Annotated in this window: 16 protein-coding genes; 10 read left to right on the top strand and 6 right to left on the bottom strand. The window is 56.2% G+C overall.

Features of this window, described 5'->3' with window-relative positions; all coding sequences use genetic code 11:
* The first annotated feature begins 63 nt into the window (after positions 1 to 63).
* The 10 genes from BV494_RS06765 to BV494_RS06720 all read left to right on the top strand — a co-directional run bounded on the left by BV494_RS06765 (position 64) and on the right by BV494_RS06720 (position 11918).
* Positions 64 to 1188 (top strand): porin, encoded by a 1125-nt coding sequence (locus tag BV494_RS06765; RefSeq protein ID WP_104922166.1) that lies wholly within the window; start codon positions 64 to 66, stop codon positions 1186 to 1188.
* A 286-nt stretch (positions 1189 to 1474) separates the two neighbouring features.
* Positions 1475 to 2485: an N-acetyltransferase DgcN gene (gene dgcN, locus BV494_RS06760; protein ID WP_104922165.1), complete on the top strand. Its 1011-nt coding sequence runs from the start codon at positions 1475 to 1477 to the stop codon at positions 2483 to 2485.
* Positions 2485 to 3450: an N-acetyl-D-Glu racemase DgcA gene (dgcA, locus tag BV494_RS06755; RefSeq protein ID WP_104922164.1), complete on the top strand. Its 966-nt coding sequence runs from the start codon at positions 2485 to 2487 to the stop codon at positions 3448 to 3450. Before dgcN ends, dgcA begins: the two co-directional genes overlap by 1 nt.
* A gap of 33 nt (positions 3451 to 3483) precedes the next feature.
* Positions 3484 to 5355 (top strand): ABC transporter ATP-binding protein, encoded by a 1872-nt coding sequence (locus BV494_RS06750; protein WP_226790042.1) that lies wholly within the window; start codon positions 3484 to 3486, stop codon positions 5353 to 5355.
* Between the two features lie 36 nt (positions 5356 to 5391).
* On the top strand, positions 5392 to 6936 hold the full coding sequence (locus BV494_RS06745) for a glutathione ABC transporter substrate-binding protein (protein ID WP_104922163.1): 1545 nt from the start codon (positions 5392 to 5394) through the stop codon (positions 6934 to 6936).
* Positions 6937 to 7233: 297 nt separating this feature from the next.
* Entirely contained in the window at positions 7234 to 8154 is a 921-nt protein-coding gene (locus BV494_RS06740; protein ID WP_104922162.1) for an ABC transporter permease subunit, read from the top strand.
* Positions 8155 to 8163: 9 nt separating this feature from the next.
* Positions 8164 to 9075: an ABC transporter permease subunit gene (locus tag BV494_RS06735; RefSeq protein ID WP_104922161.1), complete on the top strand. Its 912-nt coding sequence runs from the start codon at positions 8164 to 8166 to the stop codon at positions 9073 to 9075.
* Positions 9076 to 9111: 36 nt separating this feature from the next.
* Positions 9112 to 10194: a DmpA family aminopeptidase gene (locus BV494_RS06730; protein ID WP_104922160.1), complete on the top strand. Its 1083-nt coding sequence runs from the start codon at positions 9112 to 9114 to the stop codon at positions 10192 to 10194.
* Positions 10191 to 11012, top strand: a complete 822-nt coding sequence (locus BV494_RS06725; RefSeq protein WP_104922159.1) for a M55 family metallopeptidase — start codon at positions 10191 to 10193, stop codon at positions 11010 to 11012. The genes BV494_RS06730 and BV494_RS06725 overlap by 4 nt, the downstream gene beginning before the upstream one ends.
* Entirely contained in the window at positions 11013 to 11918 is a 906-nt protein-coding gene (locus BV494_RS06720) for a LysR family transcriptional regulator (RefSeq protein WP_104922158.1), read from the top strand.
* A gap of 709 nt (positions 11919 to 12627) precedes the next feature.
* Here BV494_RS06720 and BV494_RS06715 read toward each other — a convergent pair.
* The 6 genes from BV494_RS06715 to BV494_RS06685 form a co-directional block, all read right to left on the bottom strand.
* Positions 12628 to 13716, bottom strand: coding sequence for an iron-containing alcohol dehydrogenase family protein (locus BV494_RS06715; protein WP_104922157.1), 1089 nt, complete (start codon positions 13714 to 13716; stop codon positions 12628 to 12630).
* Positions 13717 to 13790: 74 nt separating this feature from the next.
* Positions 13791 to 14639, bottom strand: coding sequence for a MurR/RpiR family transcriptional regulator (locus tag BV494_RS06710; protein WP_104922156.1), 849 nt, complete (start codon positions 14637 to 14639; stop codon positions 13791 to 13793).
* Between the two features lie 3 nt (positions 14640 to 14642).
* Positions 14643 to 15962 (bottom strand): MFS transporter, encoded by a 1320-nt coding sequence (locus tag BV494_RS06705; RefSeq protein WP_104922155.1) that lies wholly within the window; start codon positions 15960 to 15962, stop codon positions 14643 to 14645.
* Between the two features lie 209 nt (positions 15963 to 16171).
* Entirely contained in the window at positions 16172 to 16510 is a 339-nt protein-coding gene (locus tag BV494_RS06700; RefSeq protein WP_104922154.1) for a hypothetical protein, read from the bottom strand.
* Between the two features lie 241 nt (positions 16511 to 16751).
* Positions 16752 to 17516 carry a siderophore-iron reductase FhuF gene (fhuF, locus tag BV494_RS06690; RefSeq protein ID WP_104922153.1) on the bottom strand — a complete coding sequence of 255 codons (765 nt, stop codon included), beginning with the start codon at positions 17514 to 17516 and terminating at the stop codon, positions 16752 to 16754.
* A gap of 138 nt (positions 17517 to 17654) precedes the next feature.
* Entirely contained in the window at positions 17655 to 18563 is a 909-nt protein-coding gene (locus BV494_RS06685) for a dihydrodipicolinate synthase family protein (RefSeq protein WP_104922152.1), read from the bottom strand.
* Positions 18564 to 19003 lie beyond the last annotated feature (440 nt).

Below are 19003 nucleotides of genomic sequence, written 5' to 3'. Positions count from 1 at the left end.
CCCGATACCTAAAAGAAAGCGGGCATGAGAAATCCTTTATAAAAAATCAAGGAAACTTAAATAATGATGAAGCGCAGTGTGCTGGCCTTAGCGGTCTCTTTAATTGCAGTGGGTTCTACCGCAAATGCAGCCGAAATTTATAACAAAGATGGCAATAAACTGGACCTTTACGGTCGCGTAACCGCTAAGCATTATTTCTCTGATGACACCAGTTCAGACGGCGACAAAACTTATGCGCGTCTGGGCTTTAAGGGTGAAACTCAAATTAACGACACATTGACGGGTTATGGTCAGTGGGAATACAACATTCAGGCTAACCACACTGAAAGCACCTCAACTGTGCTTAATAAAGATGGTTCAACCAGCAGCTATGGCGGGACTGAAGGGACTAAAACTCGTCTGGGCTTTGCGGGTCTGAAAATCAAAAACTTCGGTTCAATCGACTACGGCCGTAACTACGGTGTGGTATATGACGCACTGGGCTTCACCGATATGCTGCCAGAGTTTGGTGGTGATACCGCTAACTCCGACAACTACATGGTGGGCCGTTCTAATGGTCTGGCCACTTACCGTAACAAAGATTTCTATGGTTTGGTCGAAGGTCTGAACGTTGCCCTCCAATATCAGGGTAAAAACGAAAATGACGGTCGTGCAACGTCTAAAGGCAACGGCGACGGTTACGGTGCGTCACTGGATTATGAAGATATTGCAGGTTCCGGTATCGGTGCTGTTATCGCGGGTTCTTCTTCAGACCGTACTAATGCACAAACCAACGGGACTTACGGTAAAGGCGACAAAGCTTCTGCATGGGCAACCGGTCTGAAATATGATGCACACCAGGTTTACCTGGCTGCTATGTATAATGAAACCCGCAATCAGGCACCAATCAAAGTTTCTGGTACAAGCGGTTTCGCGAACAAAACTCAGGGTTACGAGTTTGTTGCTCAGTACCAGTTCGAAAACGGTCTGCGTCCTTCAGTCGGTTATGTTCAGTCTAAAGCGAAAGACGTTGAAAACGGCATTGGCGATCAGGATCTGGTCAAATACGTTGAAATCGGTGCGACTTACTACTTCAACAAAAACATGTACACCTATGTTGACTACGAGATCAACCTGATCGATGACAACAACAAACTGGGCGTGAGCTCTGATGACGTTGTCGCTGTTGCGCTGACTTACCGCTTCTAAGTTAGTGGACGAAATTATTACCCCATTCTGTGTCTGAAAAAGGTAATCGCAAAGGCAGAGTTCATTGGCTCTGCCTTTTTTTATTGCTGTTTTCCCCCGAGGTTCCCCCGCCTCACGCTATGTCCCGCTACCTTAAATAATCCCTCAAATTCAATACGCTAAACCCTATAGCCTGAGGTTATACCCCAGCGCTAAACAAGTATTCGCCGGGGCGTGTCGCCCGTGGAATAGTGAACTCCGGTCTGACTTAAAACACATTCTAAAATTCATTTCCGGAGAAACTGACATGCAGCAAATACCCAAGCCGTACCTGTTATTCCTGGGCGATGTGATGGATCCGCTGGCGGCCAAAACCGCGCGCGGGATACACGTCTGGCGTCCTGAAGCCTGCGTCGGGCAAATTCGTCTGGCGACGGATTCGGTGTCTCTGGGATTACCGGATCTGGATATCGACACCGCGATTGCGCAGGGCGCAAAAACCATGGTGCTGGGCACGGCGAATTCGGGCGGCAAATTACCCCGTCACTGGCTTGATTCGATCAAAACGGCGATCCGCGCCGGGCTGAACGTGGCGAACGGTTTACATCAGGGGCTGAACGATATTCCTGAGCTGGTGGCGCTGGCCGCTGAACATAACGTGCAGCTGTTCGATGTGCGCCATATGCAGCCGGAGCTGGATACCGGCACTGGCAAGAAGCGCAGCGGCAAACGCATTCTGACCGTCGGCACCGACTGTTCCGTCGGCAAAATGTACACCTCGCTGGCGCTGGAATCTGCCATGCGCGAACTGGATTTGAAAGCTGATTTCCGCGCCACCGGCCAGACCGGCGTGCTGGTGGCCGGTGCCGGTATCGCGATTGATGCTGTGATTGCTGACTTTATTTCCGGCGCAGTTGAGGCGCTGTCACCGGCTAACGACGATGACCACTGGGACATTATCGAAGGGCAGGGTTCGCTTTATCATCCGTCATTTGCAGGCGTCAGCATGGGCCTGATCCACGGCGCGCAGGCGCATTTGCTGGTGATGTGTCATGAACTTGGCCGCCCGCATATGCGCCATCTGCCGCATCAGTTTATGCCGACGCTGCGCCAATGCCTGGATACCAATCTGGCGGCGGCCAGTCTCACCAGCCCGGACGTTAAACTCGCTGGTTTCTCGCTGAACACCTCTGCCGTGAGTGAAGAAGAAGCCAAAATCGCGCTGGCGGAAATCAGTGAAGAATTCGGCGTTCCGGCGACCGATCCGGTGCGTTTCGGCATCAAAAATATCGCGCAATGGATCAGGGATAACGGCTGATGATTCAGATGACTTTCCTGTCAGCCGAACTGCCGCTGGCGAAGCCCTTTGCGATTTCACGCGGAACGCGCACCGCCGTCACCGTGGTGCGAGTGACCCTAACCGACGGTGAATTTACCGCCACCGGCGAATGCACGCCCACCGCGCATTATCAGGAATCGCCGCAAAGCGTTTGCGAGCAGCTGGATGTGATCCGAACGCGGGTCGAAGAGGGGCTGACCCGTGAAGCGTTGCAGGACGTGATGCCGATCGGTTCGGCGCGCAATGCCCTCGACTGTGCACTGTGGCGTCTGGATGCGGCAAAACAGGGCAAAACCTTGTGGCAACTGCTTGATATGCCGAAACCTGTTTCGGTGATTACCGCAGAAACCCTGAGCCTGGATTCCGTGGAAAACATGGCGAAAGCAGCCGGCATTGCCGTGGCCGGTGGCGCGCAGTTGCTGAAAATCAAACTCGACCGCGAGCAGATTATCGAGAAGGTTGCGGCTATCCGCGCAGCGGCACCGCTGGCGACGCTGGTCGTGGATGCCAACGAAGCCTGGCAGGGCCTCGATCTCGGCAGCCTGTTCCAGGCGCTGCATGAATTTAACGTGGCGATGATTGAACAACCGCTTCCGGCAGGTAATGACCACGATCTGGTGCGGTGTTTGCATCCCATTCCTGTCTGCGCCGACGAAAGCTGTCACGAACGTTCGGATATCGCCGGTCTGCGCGACCGTTACGAGATGATCAACATCAAGCTCGATAAGTGCGGCGGGCTGACCGAAGCGCTGGCGATGACCGAAGAAGCCCGCCGTCTGGGGCTGCGGATCATGGTCGGTTGTATGCTCGGTTCTTCCATTGCCATGGAAGCCGCGCTGCCGGTGGCGGTTCAGGCCGAACGTGTCGATCTTGATGGCCCGATCTGGCTGGCGCAGGACGCTGAACCGGCGTTGCGCTACCAGAACGGCGAAGTCTGGCTCTGATTTTTAACTGTTATCTCTAAAGGGGACGTTTTTTTGATAAATGAACAGCCATCGCCAATCTTGCAGATTAACGATTTGTCGGTCACGTTTTCCGGCCGTCAGGGCAAAACTCAGGCGCTGAAGGGCGTTTCCTTTTCTATTAATAAAGGTGAAGTGGTGGCGGTGGTCGGCGAAAGCGGCTCCGGTAAATCCGTCACGTCCCTGAGCGTGATGGGCCTGCTGCCGGATTCCGCCCATATCGACGGTGGCAGCATCAATTTTTTCGGGCGCGATGGCACGCGGCACGCGCTTAATTCGCTTCCGGCAGACGCGCGACGCAAATTGCGTGGCCGCGAAATGTCGATGATCTTCCAGGAACCGATGACGTCGCTGAACCCGGTGTTGCGGGTTGGCGATCAGCTCACGGAAGGGCTGATTGACCACGGCATGGCGAACAAAGCCACCGCGCTCAATATTGCCCGTGATCTGCTCAAACAGGTGCGTATCCCCGACGTTGAACGCATTCTCAAATGTTATCCCCACGAACTTTCCGGCGGTATGCGTCAGCGCGTCATGATTGCGCAGGCGCTGGCCTGTGATCCGGCATTGCTGATTGCCGATGAGCCGACTACCGCGCTGGATGTCACCGTGCAGGCGCGCATTCTGCAAATTCTGCGGGACCTCCAAAAAGGCACAGACATGTCCGTGCTCTTTATTACCCACGATATGGGCGTTGTCGCTGAAATTGCCGACCGCGTGGTGGTGATGTATCAGGGCAACGTGGTGGAACAGGGCAGCGTGACCGACATTTTTGCCCACGCGCAGCACCCTTATACCCGCGCATTGCTGGCCGCCGTACCGAAACTGGGCGACATGCAAGGGCTGAAATGGCCACGCCGTTTTCCGCTGCTCAGTGCGGCTATAAATGGTGCAAATAAGCAATCGGTTGCAGGTGATGAGCCTCACATTTCTGCGGCAGACGGCGATCAGAAAACCGCGAATTACGACGCGCCGCCGCTGCTTGACGTGCGCGGATTACGCGTCTGTTACCCGATCCGCTCCGGTGTTTTGTCACGCGTGACCAAAGAAGTTCACGCCGTTGAGCAAATTGATTTTTCAATCTGGCCGGGCGAAACGCTGGCGCTGGTCGGGGAAAGTGGCTGCGGGAAATCCACCACCGGGCGCGCGATTTTACGTCTGGTCGGCAGTGAATCCGAAAGCATTCATCTGGAAGGCAAAGAAATTACGCTGATGCGCGACACGCCGTTTCAGGCGGTGCGACGTCAGATCCAGATGGTGTTTCAGGATCCGTATGCCTCGCTGAACCCGCGTCTGACCGTCGGTTTTTCAATCGCCGAACCTTTATTACTGCACGGCCTGAAAAAATCACTGGCGGATGCCACGCCGGTGGTGAACCAGTTGCTGAAAAGCGTCGGGCTGGATCCCTCTTTTGCGCGGCGTTATCCCCATGAATTCTCCGGCGGCCAGCGTCAGCGAATCGCGATTGCGCGCGCGATGGCGTTGCAGCCGCAGGTGATTATTGCCGACGAAGCGGTGTCGGCGCTGGATGTTTCTATTCAGGCGCAGGTGGTGAATCTGATGATGGATTTACAGCGCGACACCGGCGTGGCGTGGCTGTTTATCTCGCACGATATGGCGGTGGTGGAACGCATCGCCAACCGCGTCGCGGTGATGTACAGCGGGCAGATTGTGGAAATTGGTCCGCGCGACGCCGTGTTTAGCAATCCTCAACACACTTACACCCGTCGCCTGCTCAGTTCAGTGCCGGTGGCGGATCCAACGCAGCGTGCGTTGCGTAATTTTGATGATGTGGAAGTGAAGTCGCCGGTGCATCCGGCAGGTGTACAGATAGAAAAACTCAAATATTCCCGCGTCAGCGAGCACCACTGGGTCGCGCAGGGATAAATCATATTTCTTTTTTGGAACACACAGGAGAAGTTCATGCACTCGACGTTTCTACGTAAAAGCCTGCTGGCAGCAGGGCTGGCGCTCTGTTTTGCCGCTTCTGCACAGGCGAAAGATCTGCGCATTTCCATGTATGCCGACGTGACCGGTTTTGATCCGCACGACACCACGGACACCCTGAGTTATTCCATCCAGAGCGGGATTTTTGAACGCCTGTTCCAGTTCGACAGCAAAATGGCCGTCGTGCCGGTGCTGGCAACTGATTACACCAGCAACAGCGACGCCACTGAATTTACTATCAACCTGCGCCACGACGTGACCTTCCAGGACGGCACGCCGTTTAACGCCGATGCGGTAAAAGCAAACCTCGGCCGTCTGGCGGATCCGGCCAATCATCTGAAACGTAACTCACTGTTCAGCATGATTAAATCGGTAGACGTGGTCAGCCCGTATCAGGTCAAAATCACGCTGAACAAACCGTTTGGCGCGATGATCAACACGCTGGCGCACCCGTCTGCGGTCATGCACAGCCCGGCGTCGCTGAAACAGTATCCGAATGAACAGGATCTGAGTGTGCATCCTGTCGGCACCGGTCCGTTTAAATTCGTCGAATGGCAGCAGGGCAAGGACGTCAAACTGGTGAAATACGACAACTACTGGCAGAAAGGCTGGCCGAAAGTCGATTCCGTGACGCTGTATCCAACGCCGGAAGATTCCACGCAGGTGGCAAAACTGAAATCCGGCGGCGTGGATGCGGTGTATCCGCTGCCGTCTGATCTGGTGGAAACCGTGAAAAGCGATCCGAAACTCGATATCGCTCAGAACCCGAGCATTTATCTGTATTACATCGCGTTCAACACGCAGAAAAAAGAGTTCTCTGACGTGCGCGTCCGTCAGGCAATCAACTACGCCATTGACCGTAATCTCTGGCTGAAAGTCGGTTTCGGCGGTTTAGGTTCGCCGTCCACGTCGCCGCTGCCGAAAAACGTCCAGTTCTACCAGAAGCAAACCGCGCCGGATTACAGCTACAACATCGCCAAAGCGAAAGAGCTGATGAAAGAAGCCGGGTATGAGAAGGGCTTCGACGTGGAAATGTGGAGTTCCAACAAAACCGACCGTATCCGCAGCGCGCAGTTCCTGAAACAGCAACTCTCACTGATTGGCGTGCGCGTGAAACTGGTACCGATGGACGCCGGAACCCTGACGCAGCGCCTGTGGAGCACGGCGAAACCGGCGGATGCGAAAGTCGAAATGTATTACGGCGCATGGTCGGCTTCAACGGGTGACGCTGACTGGGCGTTGCGCCCGCTGTTCGCCACCGAATCCTGGATCCCGTCGGCCTACAACGTATCGTATTACAGCAATAAACAGGTTGATGCGGCGATCACCGCCGGGCTGCAAACCGCCGACGTTGAAAAACGTAAAGCGGCGTATGCCGATGCGCAGAAAGTGCTGTGGGCCGATGCGCCGATGGCCTATCTGGGCGTCCCGGACAATCTGGTCGGTAAGAGCAAAGCCTTGTCCGGCGTCTACATGCTGGCCGACGGTTCTCTGATTTTCAATCAGGCACAGTTTAAGTAATTGATTGCCAGAACGTGTATGCGGTTTACTCCCTCCCCTGCGAAGGGGAGGGTTGGGGTGGGGTATTAAGGTTAAAAACTCTGGTTGAAGTGTGCTTTGGCAAGGTACATGTCTGCTAAACCCCCTCCCAACCTCCCCCTTCGCAGGGGGAGGAGCAAAGGCCAGAACAAATTATGTTGTGGTTTACTCCCTCCCCTGCGCAGGGGGGGAGCAAAGGCCAGACCTTCGGTCAGCTCTCTCTTCTGCGCCGGGGATGAGTAAACCGTCATCAATATACAGGCTCAGGGAAACACATTTATGCTGACCTATTTAATCCGCCGGTTACTGGAGATGATCCCGGTTTTACTGGTGGTGTCCTTACTGGTATTTGGATTTATCAAGCTGCTGCCGGGTGACCCGGCGCGTATTTACGCCGGTCAGGATGCGACGATTGAGGCGGTTGAGTCAGCGCGGCAACTGCTTGGTCTGAATGATCCGCTTCCGGCGCAGTACGGGCACTGGCTAAACGGCATGGTGCATGGCGATCTGGGCACGACGTACCGCACGCGTCAGCCGGTGTTAAGCGTAATAGAAAGCGGATTTATGCCCACGTTGCTGCTGGCGCTGGCCGGTTTCGCCTGGTCAGTGGTCCTGGGGCTGGTGATTGGCGTGGTCTCAGCGCTTAAACGCGGAAAATGGCAGGACTGGACATTAATGAGCATGGCGGTCGGCGGGATTTCCATGCCGCCGTTCTGGCTCGGGTTGCTCTTGATTCAGTTTGTTGCGATGCCGTTTGGGATATTTGCCGTCAGCGGATTTAACCAGCCGACCGACATCATTCTGCCGGCGATTACGCTCGGTTCTTCGGTGGCGGCGGTGATGGCGCGTTTCACCCGTTCGGCGTTTCTCGACGTGGCGCAGGAAGATTACGTGCGCACCGCTAACGCCAAAGGCTTACGGGCGCGGCTGGTGACCTGGAAACACATCATGCGCAACGCGCTGATCCCGATTATCACCATGCTGGGCTTGCAGTTTGGTTTCCTGCTGGGCGGTTCGATTATCGTCGAAAGCGTCTTCAGCTGGCCGGGACTGGGCTGGTTACTCATCGAATCCATCAAAACGCAGGATCAGCCGGTCATTCAGGCGCTGGTTATGCTGTTTGTGTTTGAATTTATTCTGATTAATTTGCTGGTTGACGTGCTTTACGCCGTGGTCAATCCGGCGATTCGTCTGCGCTAGGAGCTGTATATGACCGATCCTGTTTCTCCACCGGTGGAAACTCAACCGGCAGCGGTTGCCCCGCACAGTGATGATATCCGCTCGCCGTGGTACGACTTTTTCCAGACGTTTATGCGCCATCCGATGGCGCTGGTGTCCGGCGGATTTATTCTGCTGCTGATCCTGGTGGCCATTTTTGCGCCGTGGCTCGCGCCTTATGATCCGATGACACCCGACTGGATGGCGCTGGGCGTTGGCCCGACGCCGGAACACTGGTTTGGTACCGATGATCTGGGCCGCGACGTGCTCAGTCGTATTATTTATGGCGCGCGGATTTCGCTCTACGTCGGCATTTTCTCGGTCACGCTGGGCATGATTGCCGGTGTTTTGCTCGGATTACTGGCGGGCTATTATGGTCGCTGGGCGGACATGCTGATCATGCGCGGATCCGACGTTCTGTTTGCGTTTCCCGGTATGTTGCTGGCGATTGCCGTCGTCGCCATCCTCGGTCCCGGCCTGAATAACGTGATTATCGCCGTGGCAGTGTTCAGCGTGCCGGTTTTCGCCCGCATCGTCCGCGCGGCGACGTTATCCATCAAACAAAGTGCCTACGTGGAAGCGGTGCGCTGCGTCGGTGCGCCTGACCGCGTGGTGATTTTGCGTCACATCCTGCCGGGCACGCTCTCGAACGTGATTGTCTATTTCACCATGCGCATCGGTACCAGCATTCTGACCGCCGCCAGCCTGAGTTTTATCGGTCTTGGCCCGGAACCGGACGTGCCGGAGTGGGGCAATATTCTGGCGATGAGCCGTAACATGATGATGGCGGGCAAATGGAACGTCAGTGTTTTCCCCGGACTGGCGATATTCCTCACGGTTCTGGCGTTTAATTTGCTCGGCGACGCGCTGCGTGACACGCTCGATCCTAAACTGAAAAAGTAATTACGCTCTGAACTCATGACATGAAACGGAAGACTGATGCTCCCGCAAGATAATCAAGACGAATTCACGCAGCAGACGCTGGCGGCCTTGCTGCAACGCTGGCGCAAAACGCGTCAGATTTTTCACCCGCGTTTTCCAAGCGGGCCGTCCAATTCCATCACCGACGTCGCGGGCGTGACCGTCGGCCACAGCACGCTGGCAGCGGGGGATATCCAGACCGGCGTCACCGCGATTGTGCCGCCGGGCGATAACCTTTATGAAACCCCGTTGCCGTGCGGTGCGGCGGTGCTGAATGGTTTTGCCAAACCGATGGGGCTGATCCAGATAATGGAACTGGGCGAACTGCAAACGCCCGTTCTGCTCAGCAATACTTTTGCGACCGGCACGTTATTTAACGCACTGGTGAAACGCAGTTGCCAACAATTTCCGCAAATGGGCAGACCGGACGCGACGATTAATCCGGTGATCCTCGAATGTAATGACTTCTATCTTAACGACATTCAGGCGATGGCGGTCAGTGAAGACGACGCGCTGACCGCACTCGACGGCGCGACAAAAGCGTTTGCCCGTGGCAGCGTGGGAGCCGGGCGGGGCATGAGCAGTTTCGGCCTGAAAGGCGGGATCGGCACGGCGTCGCGCTGGTGTGAAGAACTTAGCGCAACGCTCGGCGTGCTGGTGCTGGCGAATTTCGGCAAGTTGTCCGAACTGACGCTCGACGGCGTGCGCGTCGGCGACGCCATCGCGAAAATCCAGCCACAGCTTGCTCCGCAGGTGGACGCCGGGTCCATCATTATCATCATGGCCTGCGACCGTTATCTCGACAGCCGTCAGCTCGGGCGGATCGCTAAACGCGCCGGTGCAGGGTTAGGGCGTCTGGGCAGCTACTGGGGCCACGGTTCCGGTGATATCGCGCTGGCATTTTCCACAAAGCGTGACAGTGTCACGTTGGCCGAGGCAAAACTGGAACCGCTGCTGGCGCTCGCGGCAGATGCCACAGAACACGCTATTATTGATGCCTTACTGAGTGCAGAAACCGTCTGCGGATTCGACGGGCATTACCGGCTGGGGTTGACTGAAATTCTGGACAACCTCGCAAATTTAAAAGGGAAACCATTATGAAAGTCTTTATCTCTGCTGACATCGAAGGTATTGCGGGCGTGATGCGCCCCGAGCAATGCAGCCCCGGCAATGCGGATTACGACGCCGCGCGGGCGCTGATGGAAGGCGAAGTGAATGCCGCCATTGACGGCGCATTTGCCGGTGGCGCGATGGAAGTGACGGTCGCCGACAGCCACGCGATGATGCAGAACCTGCGTGCGGACAAAATCGACCCGCGCGCCCGTCTGGTGCAGGGCAAACCGCGCGGATTATCGATGGTCGAAGGCCTGCAACAGCAGCAATACGACGGCCTGATGTTTGTCGGTTATCACACCGCCGCCGGAGAAAACGGCGTGCTGGCGCATACCATTAATGGCCGCGCCTTTTACCGCGTCAAACTCAACGGCAACGTGGTCGGCGAAAGCGATTTGTACGCCGCCGCCGGTGCCGAACTGAACGTTCCGCTGTGGCTGGTAACCGGCGACGATCATCTCGAAACCTGGATCCGCCGCCATTACCCGGAATCCCAGTACGTCTGCGTGAAACGCGCGATTTCCGCTAACGCCGCTGAATCCGACAGCCCGTCAATTGCCTGCGCCAAAATCCGCAAACAGGCGACGATTGCCGTCAGCAAACCCGCGCCGCTGACCGCAGGAAGATTCAGTGCGCCATACCACCTTGAACTGATGGCGGCGAAACCGGTTCTGGCCGACTTGTTCAGTCTGATCCCCGGCGTTGAGCGCATCGACGCCGTCACCGTCGGCTATCACAGCCCGAACGTCGCCAATATTATCAGCCTGTTAAGCGCATTTTCTTACCTTGCGACGACGCAGAAATAAATGCGCTTACGCCACATTGAAGTCTTTCAGGCGGTTTTACAGGCGGGCAGCGTCAGCGGCGCGGCGCGATTGCTCAACGTTTCGCAGCCCAACGTCAGCCGCGTATTGAACCACGCGGAACAGCAGCTGGGTTTTACGCTGTTTGACCGCACGCCGCAGGGCTTGATCGTCACGCCCGAAGGCCGCCGTCTGATGCCGGAAGTCGAGGCGCTGTTCAGCCATATTCAGGCGATTGGTGAACTGGCGGAACAACTGCGTCAGGGCGAAGGCCAGCATGTGCGCATCGGCTCGGCGCACGCGCTGGGGCACAGCGTCATGGCTCCGGTGCTGGTGGATTTTCGCCGCCAGACGCCCGGCGGCAGCGTCGAACTGGTGACCGGGCATTTCAACACGCTGAGTCAGGATCTGCTGCAATACAAAATGGATTTCGCGCTGGCCTTCGGCGAGCAGGCCACGCAGGAACTGGTCGCCGAGTCGATTTATCAGGCTAACATGGTGGCGTTATTACCGAAGGATTCCCCGGTCGAAGGCCCGGTGTCGCTGGCGTGGCTGTGTGACAACGATTTGCTGATGCTCCAGCAACAGGATCCGCTCGGGCAGGTGCTCAACCGTGTTTTGCGTGAAAACAGTCTGATGCCGGCTTCGACCTTGTTCATCAAAACCTATTCGGTGATTGCCGACATGGTGCTGGCGGGCGGGGGTGTCGGCGTTGTCGATACGTTTACCGCGAGGCGGTATGTCGATCAGCTTAAGATAGTGCCTGTCGTGGAGGCACTGCCGTTTGAGGTGATCCTGCTGAGCCGGAGGGATCAGCCTGCTTCGCAGGCGGCGTTAAAGCTTAAACAGCTGATTCGGAGGAAACTATGGGAGTTGGGGGAGGAAAAAGGGGGCTTTTTGAATCCTTGATTCGGGACTGCCTTCAAATTCAAATTCAAATTCAAATTCAAATTCAAGGTCGTGGGCGTCGGCCCACACCGACCAAAGACCCGGTAACGCGCGGGTCTCTGGACTCTGCGCTTTTTTAACTGCGCGCTGTCGCTTGCTGGCCATGTTTCAGCCACTCAGGCTAGTGCCGCAAACGCCGCCGCTGCGCGGTCCTTTCGCCTCGGGTTCGAACCCGCTCGAAAAAAGACTCTCGCTGTTTCTCACTCCTCACTCAACGTCGTTTTGAAAGCGGCCAATAGCTATGTAATTCGGAAGATAGATGCAGGCTGATTGTTGAATTGAAAAAGCCTCCGGCCGCTTTCAGAAAGCTTGCCGAGCGAAGTGTTTCGAGACCTGTGGCTCGAAACCGAGTAAGGGAACCGCGCAGCGGCAAGGTTTCGCGGCAATAGCTGTGGCACCTGAAACATAGCCAGCCAGCGACAGCGCGTGTTGTAAAAAGACGCGGAGAGTCCAGAGAGGGCCCGTCCTGGCCCTCTCTGGTCGGTTTCGGCGCCAGCCGCCGAGTGATAGCTGTTATTGAAAAACCGAAATATTCTCGATCCAGCCCTCACGGCAAGTGACAAACCGAAACTTTCGCGGTCCGCCGACAGCGTCTCACTGCAAGTGAAAAACCGAAGCTTGCTTGGTTATTTAAAACCAAAGTCCCGTTTGGGTGGCAACCCAAAATTTATCAGCCCGTTTGGGCGGCGAGCCCTTCGACTCTCTCAATCGCCCCCCTCACATCTGCGAAGCAGACATCCCCCGGCATGTTTGCCATATCCGGCGTACTCAGACTCCGGTCGATAATCACCGCCAGATCCTGCTCCGTCAGGCCTTCCGCGATGTGCGAAAGCTGTGTCGGGATCGCGCTGGCACGCGCAAGGGCTAACGCGATGTGCAGCTCTTCATCGCTGCGGCCTTCGAGCGCCAGCAGGCACAAATTCCCGTAACCGACCAGTAAACCGTGGGCGACGTGGCGGGTTTTAGCGCAGGCGGTGAAACCTTCGTATAACGCATGAGAAGCGCCGGTGTGTGCGCCGTTGCTCATAATTGACGTTAACCCGGCGTAGAGGAAAATCGCATCGAGCACCTGTTCGAGCGCGTTGCTGGCTTTGCCATCCTGCACCGCGAAACAGGCGTCGGCGGCGAAGTGTTCGATCAGCGTATAGCAAAGTTCACTGTTGGTTCTCGCGACACCGGCAAGGCCGGTGAGCTGGTTCAGGTCACTGATGGCGCGGTATTCGTACCACTTTGCCAGCGTGTCGCCGATACCGGCTGAAAGCCACGCCAGCGGGGAGGCCGCCAGTAAATCTGCGTCGATTACCGCTGCCGCCGGGCCGCAGGGGAGCGGAACCATGTCACGGAATTCGCCGTCCTCATGATAACGAAACGCCAGCGAGGTGACGGCGGAGCAGGTGCCCGCAATGCTCGGCAACGTCACGACCGGAATGTTGCAGGCGACGCCCGCCGCTTTGGCGGTGTCCAGCGCCTTACCGCCGCCGGTGGCGATAATCACTTCAACGCCCTGCGTGCGGAAAACGTCCGCCAGCCGGTTGATTTCCTGCTGGCAACATTCGCCGTTGAACACTTCGCTGCCCAGATAACTGACCATCTGTTGTTCGAGCTGTTCGGCGACGTTGGCTTCCACGCTGGCAATCGCGCGTTTGCCGCCGACTAACAGGGCGCGCTGGCCGAGACGTCCGCACATTGCGCCTAAATGTTTAATCGCTCCGCGTCCGCGAAGCACGCTGGCAGGAAAAACCAAACGGTGGGTGAACATGGCTGCCCTCAGATAAACGCATAAAACGAAGTGTTTTATGAAGTATAGAAGGCGCGTTGTGAAGTGCCGGAATATCAGCGACGGCGCTGGCGCACGGCATCATGGGTTTTGCGTAAGGCGTCCCGCGCACCGGGTAAACGCTGCGCGACGCCGATATACAGGCAATCGATAATCAGCAGCTGGCTGGTGCGGCTCGCCATCGCGGCGGCGCGAAAACCCAGTTCACGGCTGCTGGTGGGCAGCACCACGTCAGCCTTGCGCGCCAGCGGTGACCGGCCACTGGCGGTGATGGCGAGCGTCATCGCGCCGGCGTTTTTCGCGTGCAGAAGGGCGTCCAGAACGCCCGCCGTTTCGCCTGAATGGGAAATCGCCAGCGCCACATCCGCCGCCGTTAACTGACAGGCGCTGACCAGACTTTCATCGGTGCTGCCAAACGTCTGGGCGATAAGGCCGATGCGGCGCAGTTTCTGGCAAAAATCCTGTGCCACCAGCGAAGATGCGCCTGCGCCGTAGACGTCAATCCGCCGCGCCTGTGCCAGCGCCGCAACTGCCTGTTCCAGCGATTCGCCTTTCAGCAACTGCGCCGTGGCGGTCGCGCCTTCCACCTCAAACGCCAGCAGTTTATGCAGGATTTGCTTCGGGGAATCGGTTTCATTAATGTCCGCCGCCAGCGGCGATTCGAGAGGCGGCAGCGTATGGGGCAATTCTGCCGCCAGCGCCAGCCGCATCGCGGGATACCCCTCAAACCCTAACCGCTTGCTGGTTCTCACCACCGTGGCAGTGCTGGTTTCGGCGAGCTTTGCCAGCGCTGTCACGCTCAATTTCGCAATATCCGGCGGGCTCAGCATGATGAGGGTAATAATCCGCTGTTCAGCCGGTGAAAAGCTGCCCTGCAAAGCCTGTAAACGCGATTGCAGATTCATCGGTTATTTTTCCAGTTCGCGAAGATGGTCGTCTTTGCGCAGCGTCATCAGCGCAAACAGGCTGACCACGCAGGTCGCCACCACGTAATAGGCCGGAATATCCAGATTGCCGGTTTCTTTAATCAGGCCGGTGATAATCAGCCCTGCGCAGCCGGAGAACACGGCGTTTGACAATGAATACGACAGCCCCAGACCGGTATAGCGCACGCGGGTCGGGAACATTTCCGCCAGCATCGCCGGGCCGGGGCCTGCGATCATGCCGATGGTTGCGCCGGCAATCAGCACGGCGACGCCTTTTGCCAGCAGGCTGCTGTCCGGGTTTTGCAGCAAATGCAGCAGCGGGAAACTGAGAATAATCACCGCTAATACGGCAATCATCATCACTTTTTTACGGCCGATTTTGTCACTCAGCCAGCCCGATGGCAGGATCGCAATCGCAAAACCGATGTTCGCCAGCACCGTCGCCACCAGCGCCTGTAAAAACGTGGCGTGAAGCGAGGTTTGCAGATAAGACGGCATCACCACCAGGAAGGTGTAACCGCCCGCCGACCAGCCCATCATGCGGCCAATGCCCAGCGCGATAGCTTTGGCTGTCGCCAGCGTTGAGGCTTTTTCTTCCGCCGTGCGCGGTGCGTTCTTGTCCGGTTTCTGGCTGGCAATAAAGGTCGGCGTTTCGTCGAGTTTCAGACGCAGATAAAGCGCCACCAGCCCCATCGGCAGGGCCAGCAGGAACGGAATGCGCCAGCCCCAGGCTTTCATTTCGGCTTCAGGTAACCACTGCACCAGAATGGCCACCAGCGCCACGCCAGTCAGTAAACCGAGTGACACGGTAAACGACTGCCACGCGCCGTAAATTCCGCGTTTGCCTTTCGGGGCGAATTCCGTCATCAGCGACACCGCGCCACCGAATTCACCGCCTGCAAATAAGCCCTGGAACATGCGCATCAGCGTGAGCAATAACGGCGCGGCGACGCCAATCTGCGCGTAAGTCGGCAGGATACCGATGATGGCGGTGGCGAGCGTCATCAGTAACACCACGGCGATCAGCGTCGGCTTACGGCCAATGCGGTCGCCGATGCGGCCAAAAATAATCGCGCCAATCGGGCGGCAAAAAAAGGCCAGTGCAAACGACGCATACGTCAGAAGCAAACCGGTCATGCCGGTCTGGCCTTCGAGCGTGAAAAAGTTACCGGCGATCAGGGTCGCCAGATAACCGTAAACGCCAAATTCGTACCATTCGATAAAGTTGCCCACCGAACCGGCGACTAACGCGCGGCGAGACTGGCTGGCAGAGGCTGGGGAAAGCGGTCCGGTGCGGGTCATCATTAACCTCATAAAAGGAAAGAAACGGCGGGAATTAAATGTAAATAATTTTCTAAATTCTGGTGATTATTATGTCAATAATTTTCATGTTTTGAACAAAATAAAAGCGAAATCTGTGGGGTAAGGCAGATTTTCAGGCAGAAAGGGGAGGTTAAGGGCATAAAAAAAGCTGCGCCCGTGAAGGTGCAGCCTGTTTAAAGAAGAGGGCGTTACAGCGTGTGGATATCGATACCGTCGCCGATGTTACTTTTCTGGTAATAAGCCCGCGGGACTTCTACCTGATACTGTTTGTCGGCGTAGGCGACTTCCAGAATAAAACGTTCGTTTTCATAAGATTCCACCGGAATAAACCCGAAGAACCCTTCCGTCACGCTGATGGTGCGGGTAGACGGAATCGCATAACGATGAACAATCCTTGCTCTGAGCGGCTGCTGATTGCCGGTTAACGTGTTCCATACGCGGTTAACGGGTTGCGCCAGAGTATCAATCACCTCTGAGGCCAGCGAGTTAAGAGCGGATGGCCAGCTCTTAGGTTTTTTCATTGTCATGATGAATGCCTCGTTGGTCTATATATAACCTTCATCCTTCGAGCCGCAGATGCGTTGGCTACTCTCACTTACCCGAATCACTTACTCAAGTAAGCTCATCGGGATTCGTTCGTTTGCCGCCTTCCTGCAACTCGAATGATTTTGCTTATAACGTAATTCTTATAATTATATGAGACTAAGATCCAATCATTTTTTACGCTTAACTTATTACCGTTTGGTAAGTGGCTGGCGCATCAGCAAATTACTCCGCTAAGGATTTACGTCTTTTGCCGGATTTACGCTCTGCTAGCAATAACGGGCAGGAAGGGCACATGGCGTGGTCTTCCAGATCGTAGCGCAGGCAGCACTGTTTACGGTATTGCGGGCTGTCGGGGTCGGCAGGGTTTTCCGCGCGCAGCGGCTGAAATAACGGATTTTTGCCACCGCAGCGCAGCTCGCGAGATTCCATCAGCGTCATGCCGTCAGAAATATCAGCATCAACCAGTTCGGCCTGCTTAACGCCCCAGCCGACGCGGATGGCCGCATTGCTCCAGTAAATGCCCGGTTTCAGGCCGGAGAATTCTGCCAGTGCTTCGCAAATCGGGCGCAACTGCTGCTCAATCATCACGTCAAACCGCGCCATCGGTTCCTGCGAAATCAGCGACTCGCCTTCGCCATCCAGATAAATCTGCGCCGGTAAGCCTTCTTCCTGCATGCACAGGTAGACGTTTTCAGCCGCAATCGGCAACTGCCAGCCGTGGCGTAACGACACAATCACCCAGGCCGGAAGCAGGGTGGCGAAATACCACTGCGACCACATCGAAATGCGCGCGCGGCGTTTGTCGCACTGCGCGGCGTCGGCGGCATTTGCATCCAGATAGCGTTTCAGCACGAGACCACAGCCTTCGGCGGTGGTCAGCTGTGACATCGGCACCGCGTTGGTGACCAGCGGCGTCAGCGGCTTAAACGTATCGGCCACCCAGCTCACAGGCGTATCGCGGAAACTGTCGAGAAGTGTTTGCATCATGACGTTATGAAAGAGATTCGGTTCGATAAATCATGCGGATAGAGTAGCGAATATTAAAGCGGAATAGTAATGATTTCGATTTAGATCTGCCAGGAAATATCCTCCCTCGTCGCGCAGGGAGGATGGCGGGGCGTGCAATCAGTTTAAAACGCCTGCCTGCCTGAGGATTTCACGGACGATTTTCTGCTTGTCATTGCTCAGCGGTAACGCCGGTTTCAGCGAATACACAGGCACGTCGACACCGGCCTGCGAGATGGCGTATTTGATGACGTTGTAAATCGGCGTATCCAGAGAATACAGCGGCGGCAGGAACGACAGGCGCTGTTGCAGTTCAACGGCGGTGGCGAAATCGTTCTCCCTGAACGCGCGGTAAATGCCGCAGGTGAGCTGTGGCGCAAAGTTAGCGCTGGCGGGAATGGCGCCGTCACCGCCGAGGATCAGCGTACCGAACAGGTATTCGTCATAGCCGGAAAATACCGCGAAATCCGGGCGCACCGGTTTCACTGCCGCCAGCGTTTCGCGGATATGGTTCAGGCTGTCGACGGTATCTTTCAGGCCGACAATATTCGGGCATTCCAGCGCCAGGCGTTTAATCAGACTCACGGGAATCGACTGGCCGGTCAGCCCCGGATAGTTGTACATCACCACCGGCAATCCGGCGTTTTCGGCAATGGTTTTGTAATGCAGATACAGCGCTTCTTCCGTGATCGGGTTGTAATACGGATTCACCACCACCACGCCGTCCGCGCCGACACGTCTGGCGTGCTGTGCAAACGCCAGCGTTTCCGCCGTGCCGGGATGCGCCGCGCCGATCAGCACCGGCACGCGTCCGGCGACGTGTCTGGTGCAGAATTCGGCGACTTCATGCCGCAGTTCGCGGGACATATGCGCAAATTCCCCCGCGCTGCCGAGGAAAAACAGACCGTTAACGCCGCCTTCAATGGTGAAATCAATCAGACGCGCCATTCCCTGGCGATCAAGCTGCTCATTCTCATTCAGGATGGTAGAAACCGGCGGGATCACGCCATGAAACAGTGGACAGCTCATAGATTTGTTCTCCATATGAAAGTGCAAAAAACGCTACACTCCATTTATAGAACGGCGTTTCAAATATTTAAACGACCTGCATCGAATTACATTTTTTTAGGTGAAATTTGGAAGGGGTGTCACAGAGGAGGTGGGACGAAGGGGGAAATTCAACTTCAACTTCAACTTCAAGGTCGTGGGCATCGGCCCACACCGACCAAAGACCCGGTAACGCGCGGGTCTCTGGACTCTGCGCTTTTTTAACTGCGAGCTGTCGCTGGCTGGCACTGTTTCAGCAACGCCGGTTAGTGCCGCAAACGCCGCCGCTGCGCGGTATTTTCGCTTCGGGTTCGAACCTGCTCGAAAAAAGACTCTCGCTGTTTCTCACCACTCTCTCAACGTCGTTTTGATAGCGGCCAATAACTTTCTAATTCGCAACCTCACCACTAATTGTTATTCAA

Source organism: Rahnella sikkimica (assembly GCF_002951615.1).
GTDB lineage: Bacteria > Pseudomonadota > Gammaproteobacteria > Enterobacterales > Enterobacteriaceae > Rahnella > Rahnella sikkimica.
The sequence above is the reverse complement of the archived record's forward strand: the minus strand, read 5'-3'. Positions and strand labels throughout refer to the sequence as shown.

Bases quoted from the DNA above. Each gene is read 5' to 3' on its own strand.
- BV494_RS06735 (WP_104922161.1), top strand. From the start codon at position 8,164: ATGACCGATCCTGTTTCTCCACCGGTGGAAACTCAACCGGCAGCGGTT.
- BV494_RS06685 (WP_104922152.1), bottom strand. From the start codon at position 18,563: ATGAGCTGTCCACTGTTTCATGGCGTGATCCCGCCGGTTTCTACCATC.
- fhuF (WP_104922153.1), bottom strand. From the start codon at position 17,516: ATGATGCAAACACTTCTCGACAGTTTCCGCGATACGCCTGTGAGCTGG.
- BV494_RS06725 (WP_104922159.1), top strand. From the start codon at position 10,191: ATGAAAGTCTTTATCTCTGCTGACATCGAAGGTATTGCGGGCGTGATG.
- BV494_RS06745 (WP_104922163.1), top strand. From the start codon at position 5,392: ATGCACTCGACGTTTCTACGTAAAAGCCTGCTGGCAGCAGGGCTGGCG.
- dgcA (WP_104922164.1), top strand. From the start codon at position 2,485: ATGATTCAGATGACTTTCCTGTCAGCCGAACTGCCGCTGGCGAAGCCC.
- BV494_RS06710 (WP_104922156.1), bottom strand. From the start codon at position 14,639: ATGAATCTGCAATCGCGTTTACAGGCTTTGCAGGGCAGCTTTTCACCG.
- BV494_RS06720 (WP_104922158.1), top strand. From the start codon at position 11,013: ATGCGCTTACGCCACATTGAAGTCTTTCAGGCGGTTTTACAGGCGGGC.
- BV494_RS06715 (WP_104922157.1), bottom strand. From the start codon at position 13,716: ATGTTCACCCACCGTTTGGTTTTTCCTGCCAGCGTGCTTCGCGGACGC.
- dgcN (WP_104922165.1), top strand. From the start codon at position 1,475: ATGCAGCAAATACCCAAGCCGTACCTGTTATTCCTGGGCGATGTGATG.
- BV494_RS06765 (WP_104922166.1), top strand. From the start codon at position 64: ATGATGAAGCGCAGTGTGCTGGCCTTAGCGGTCTCTTTAATTGCAGTG.
- BV494_RS06730 (WP_104922160.1), top strand. From the start codon at position 9,112: ATGCTCCCGCAAGATAATCAAGACGAATTCACGCAGCAGACGCTGGCG.
- BV494_RS06740 (WP_104922162.1), top strand. From the start codon at position 7,234: ATGCTGACCTATTTAATCCGCCGGTTACTGGAGATGATCCCGGTTTTA.
- BV494_RS06705 (WP_104922155.1), bottom strand. From the start codon at position 15,962: ATGACCCGCACCGGACCGCTTTCCCCAGCCTCTGCCAGCCAGTCTCGC.
- BV494_RS06700 (WP_104922154.1), bottom strand. From the start codon at position 16,510: ATGACAATGAAAAAACCTAAGAGCTGGCCATCCGCTCTTAACTCGCTG.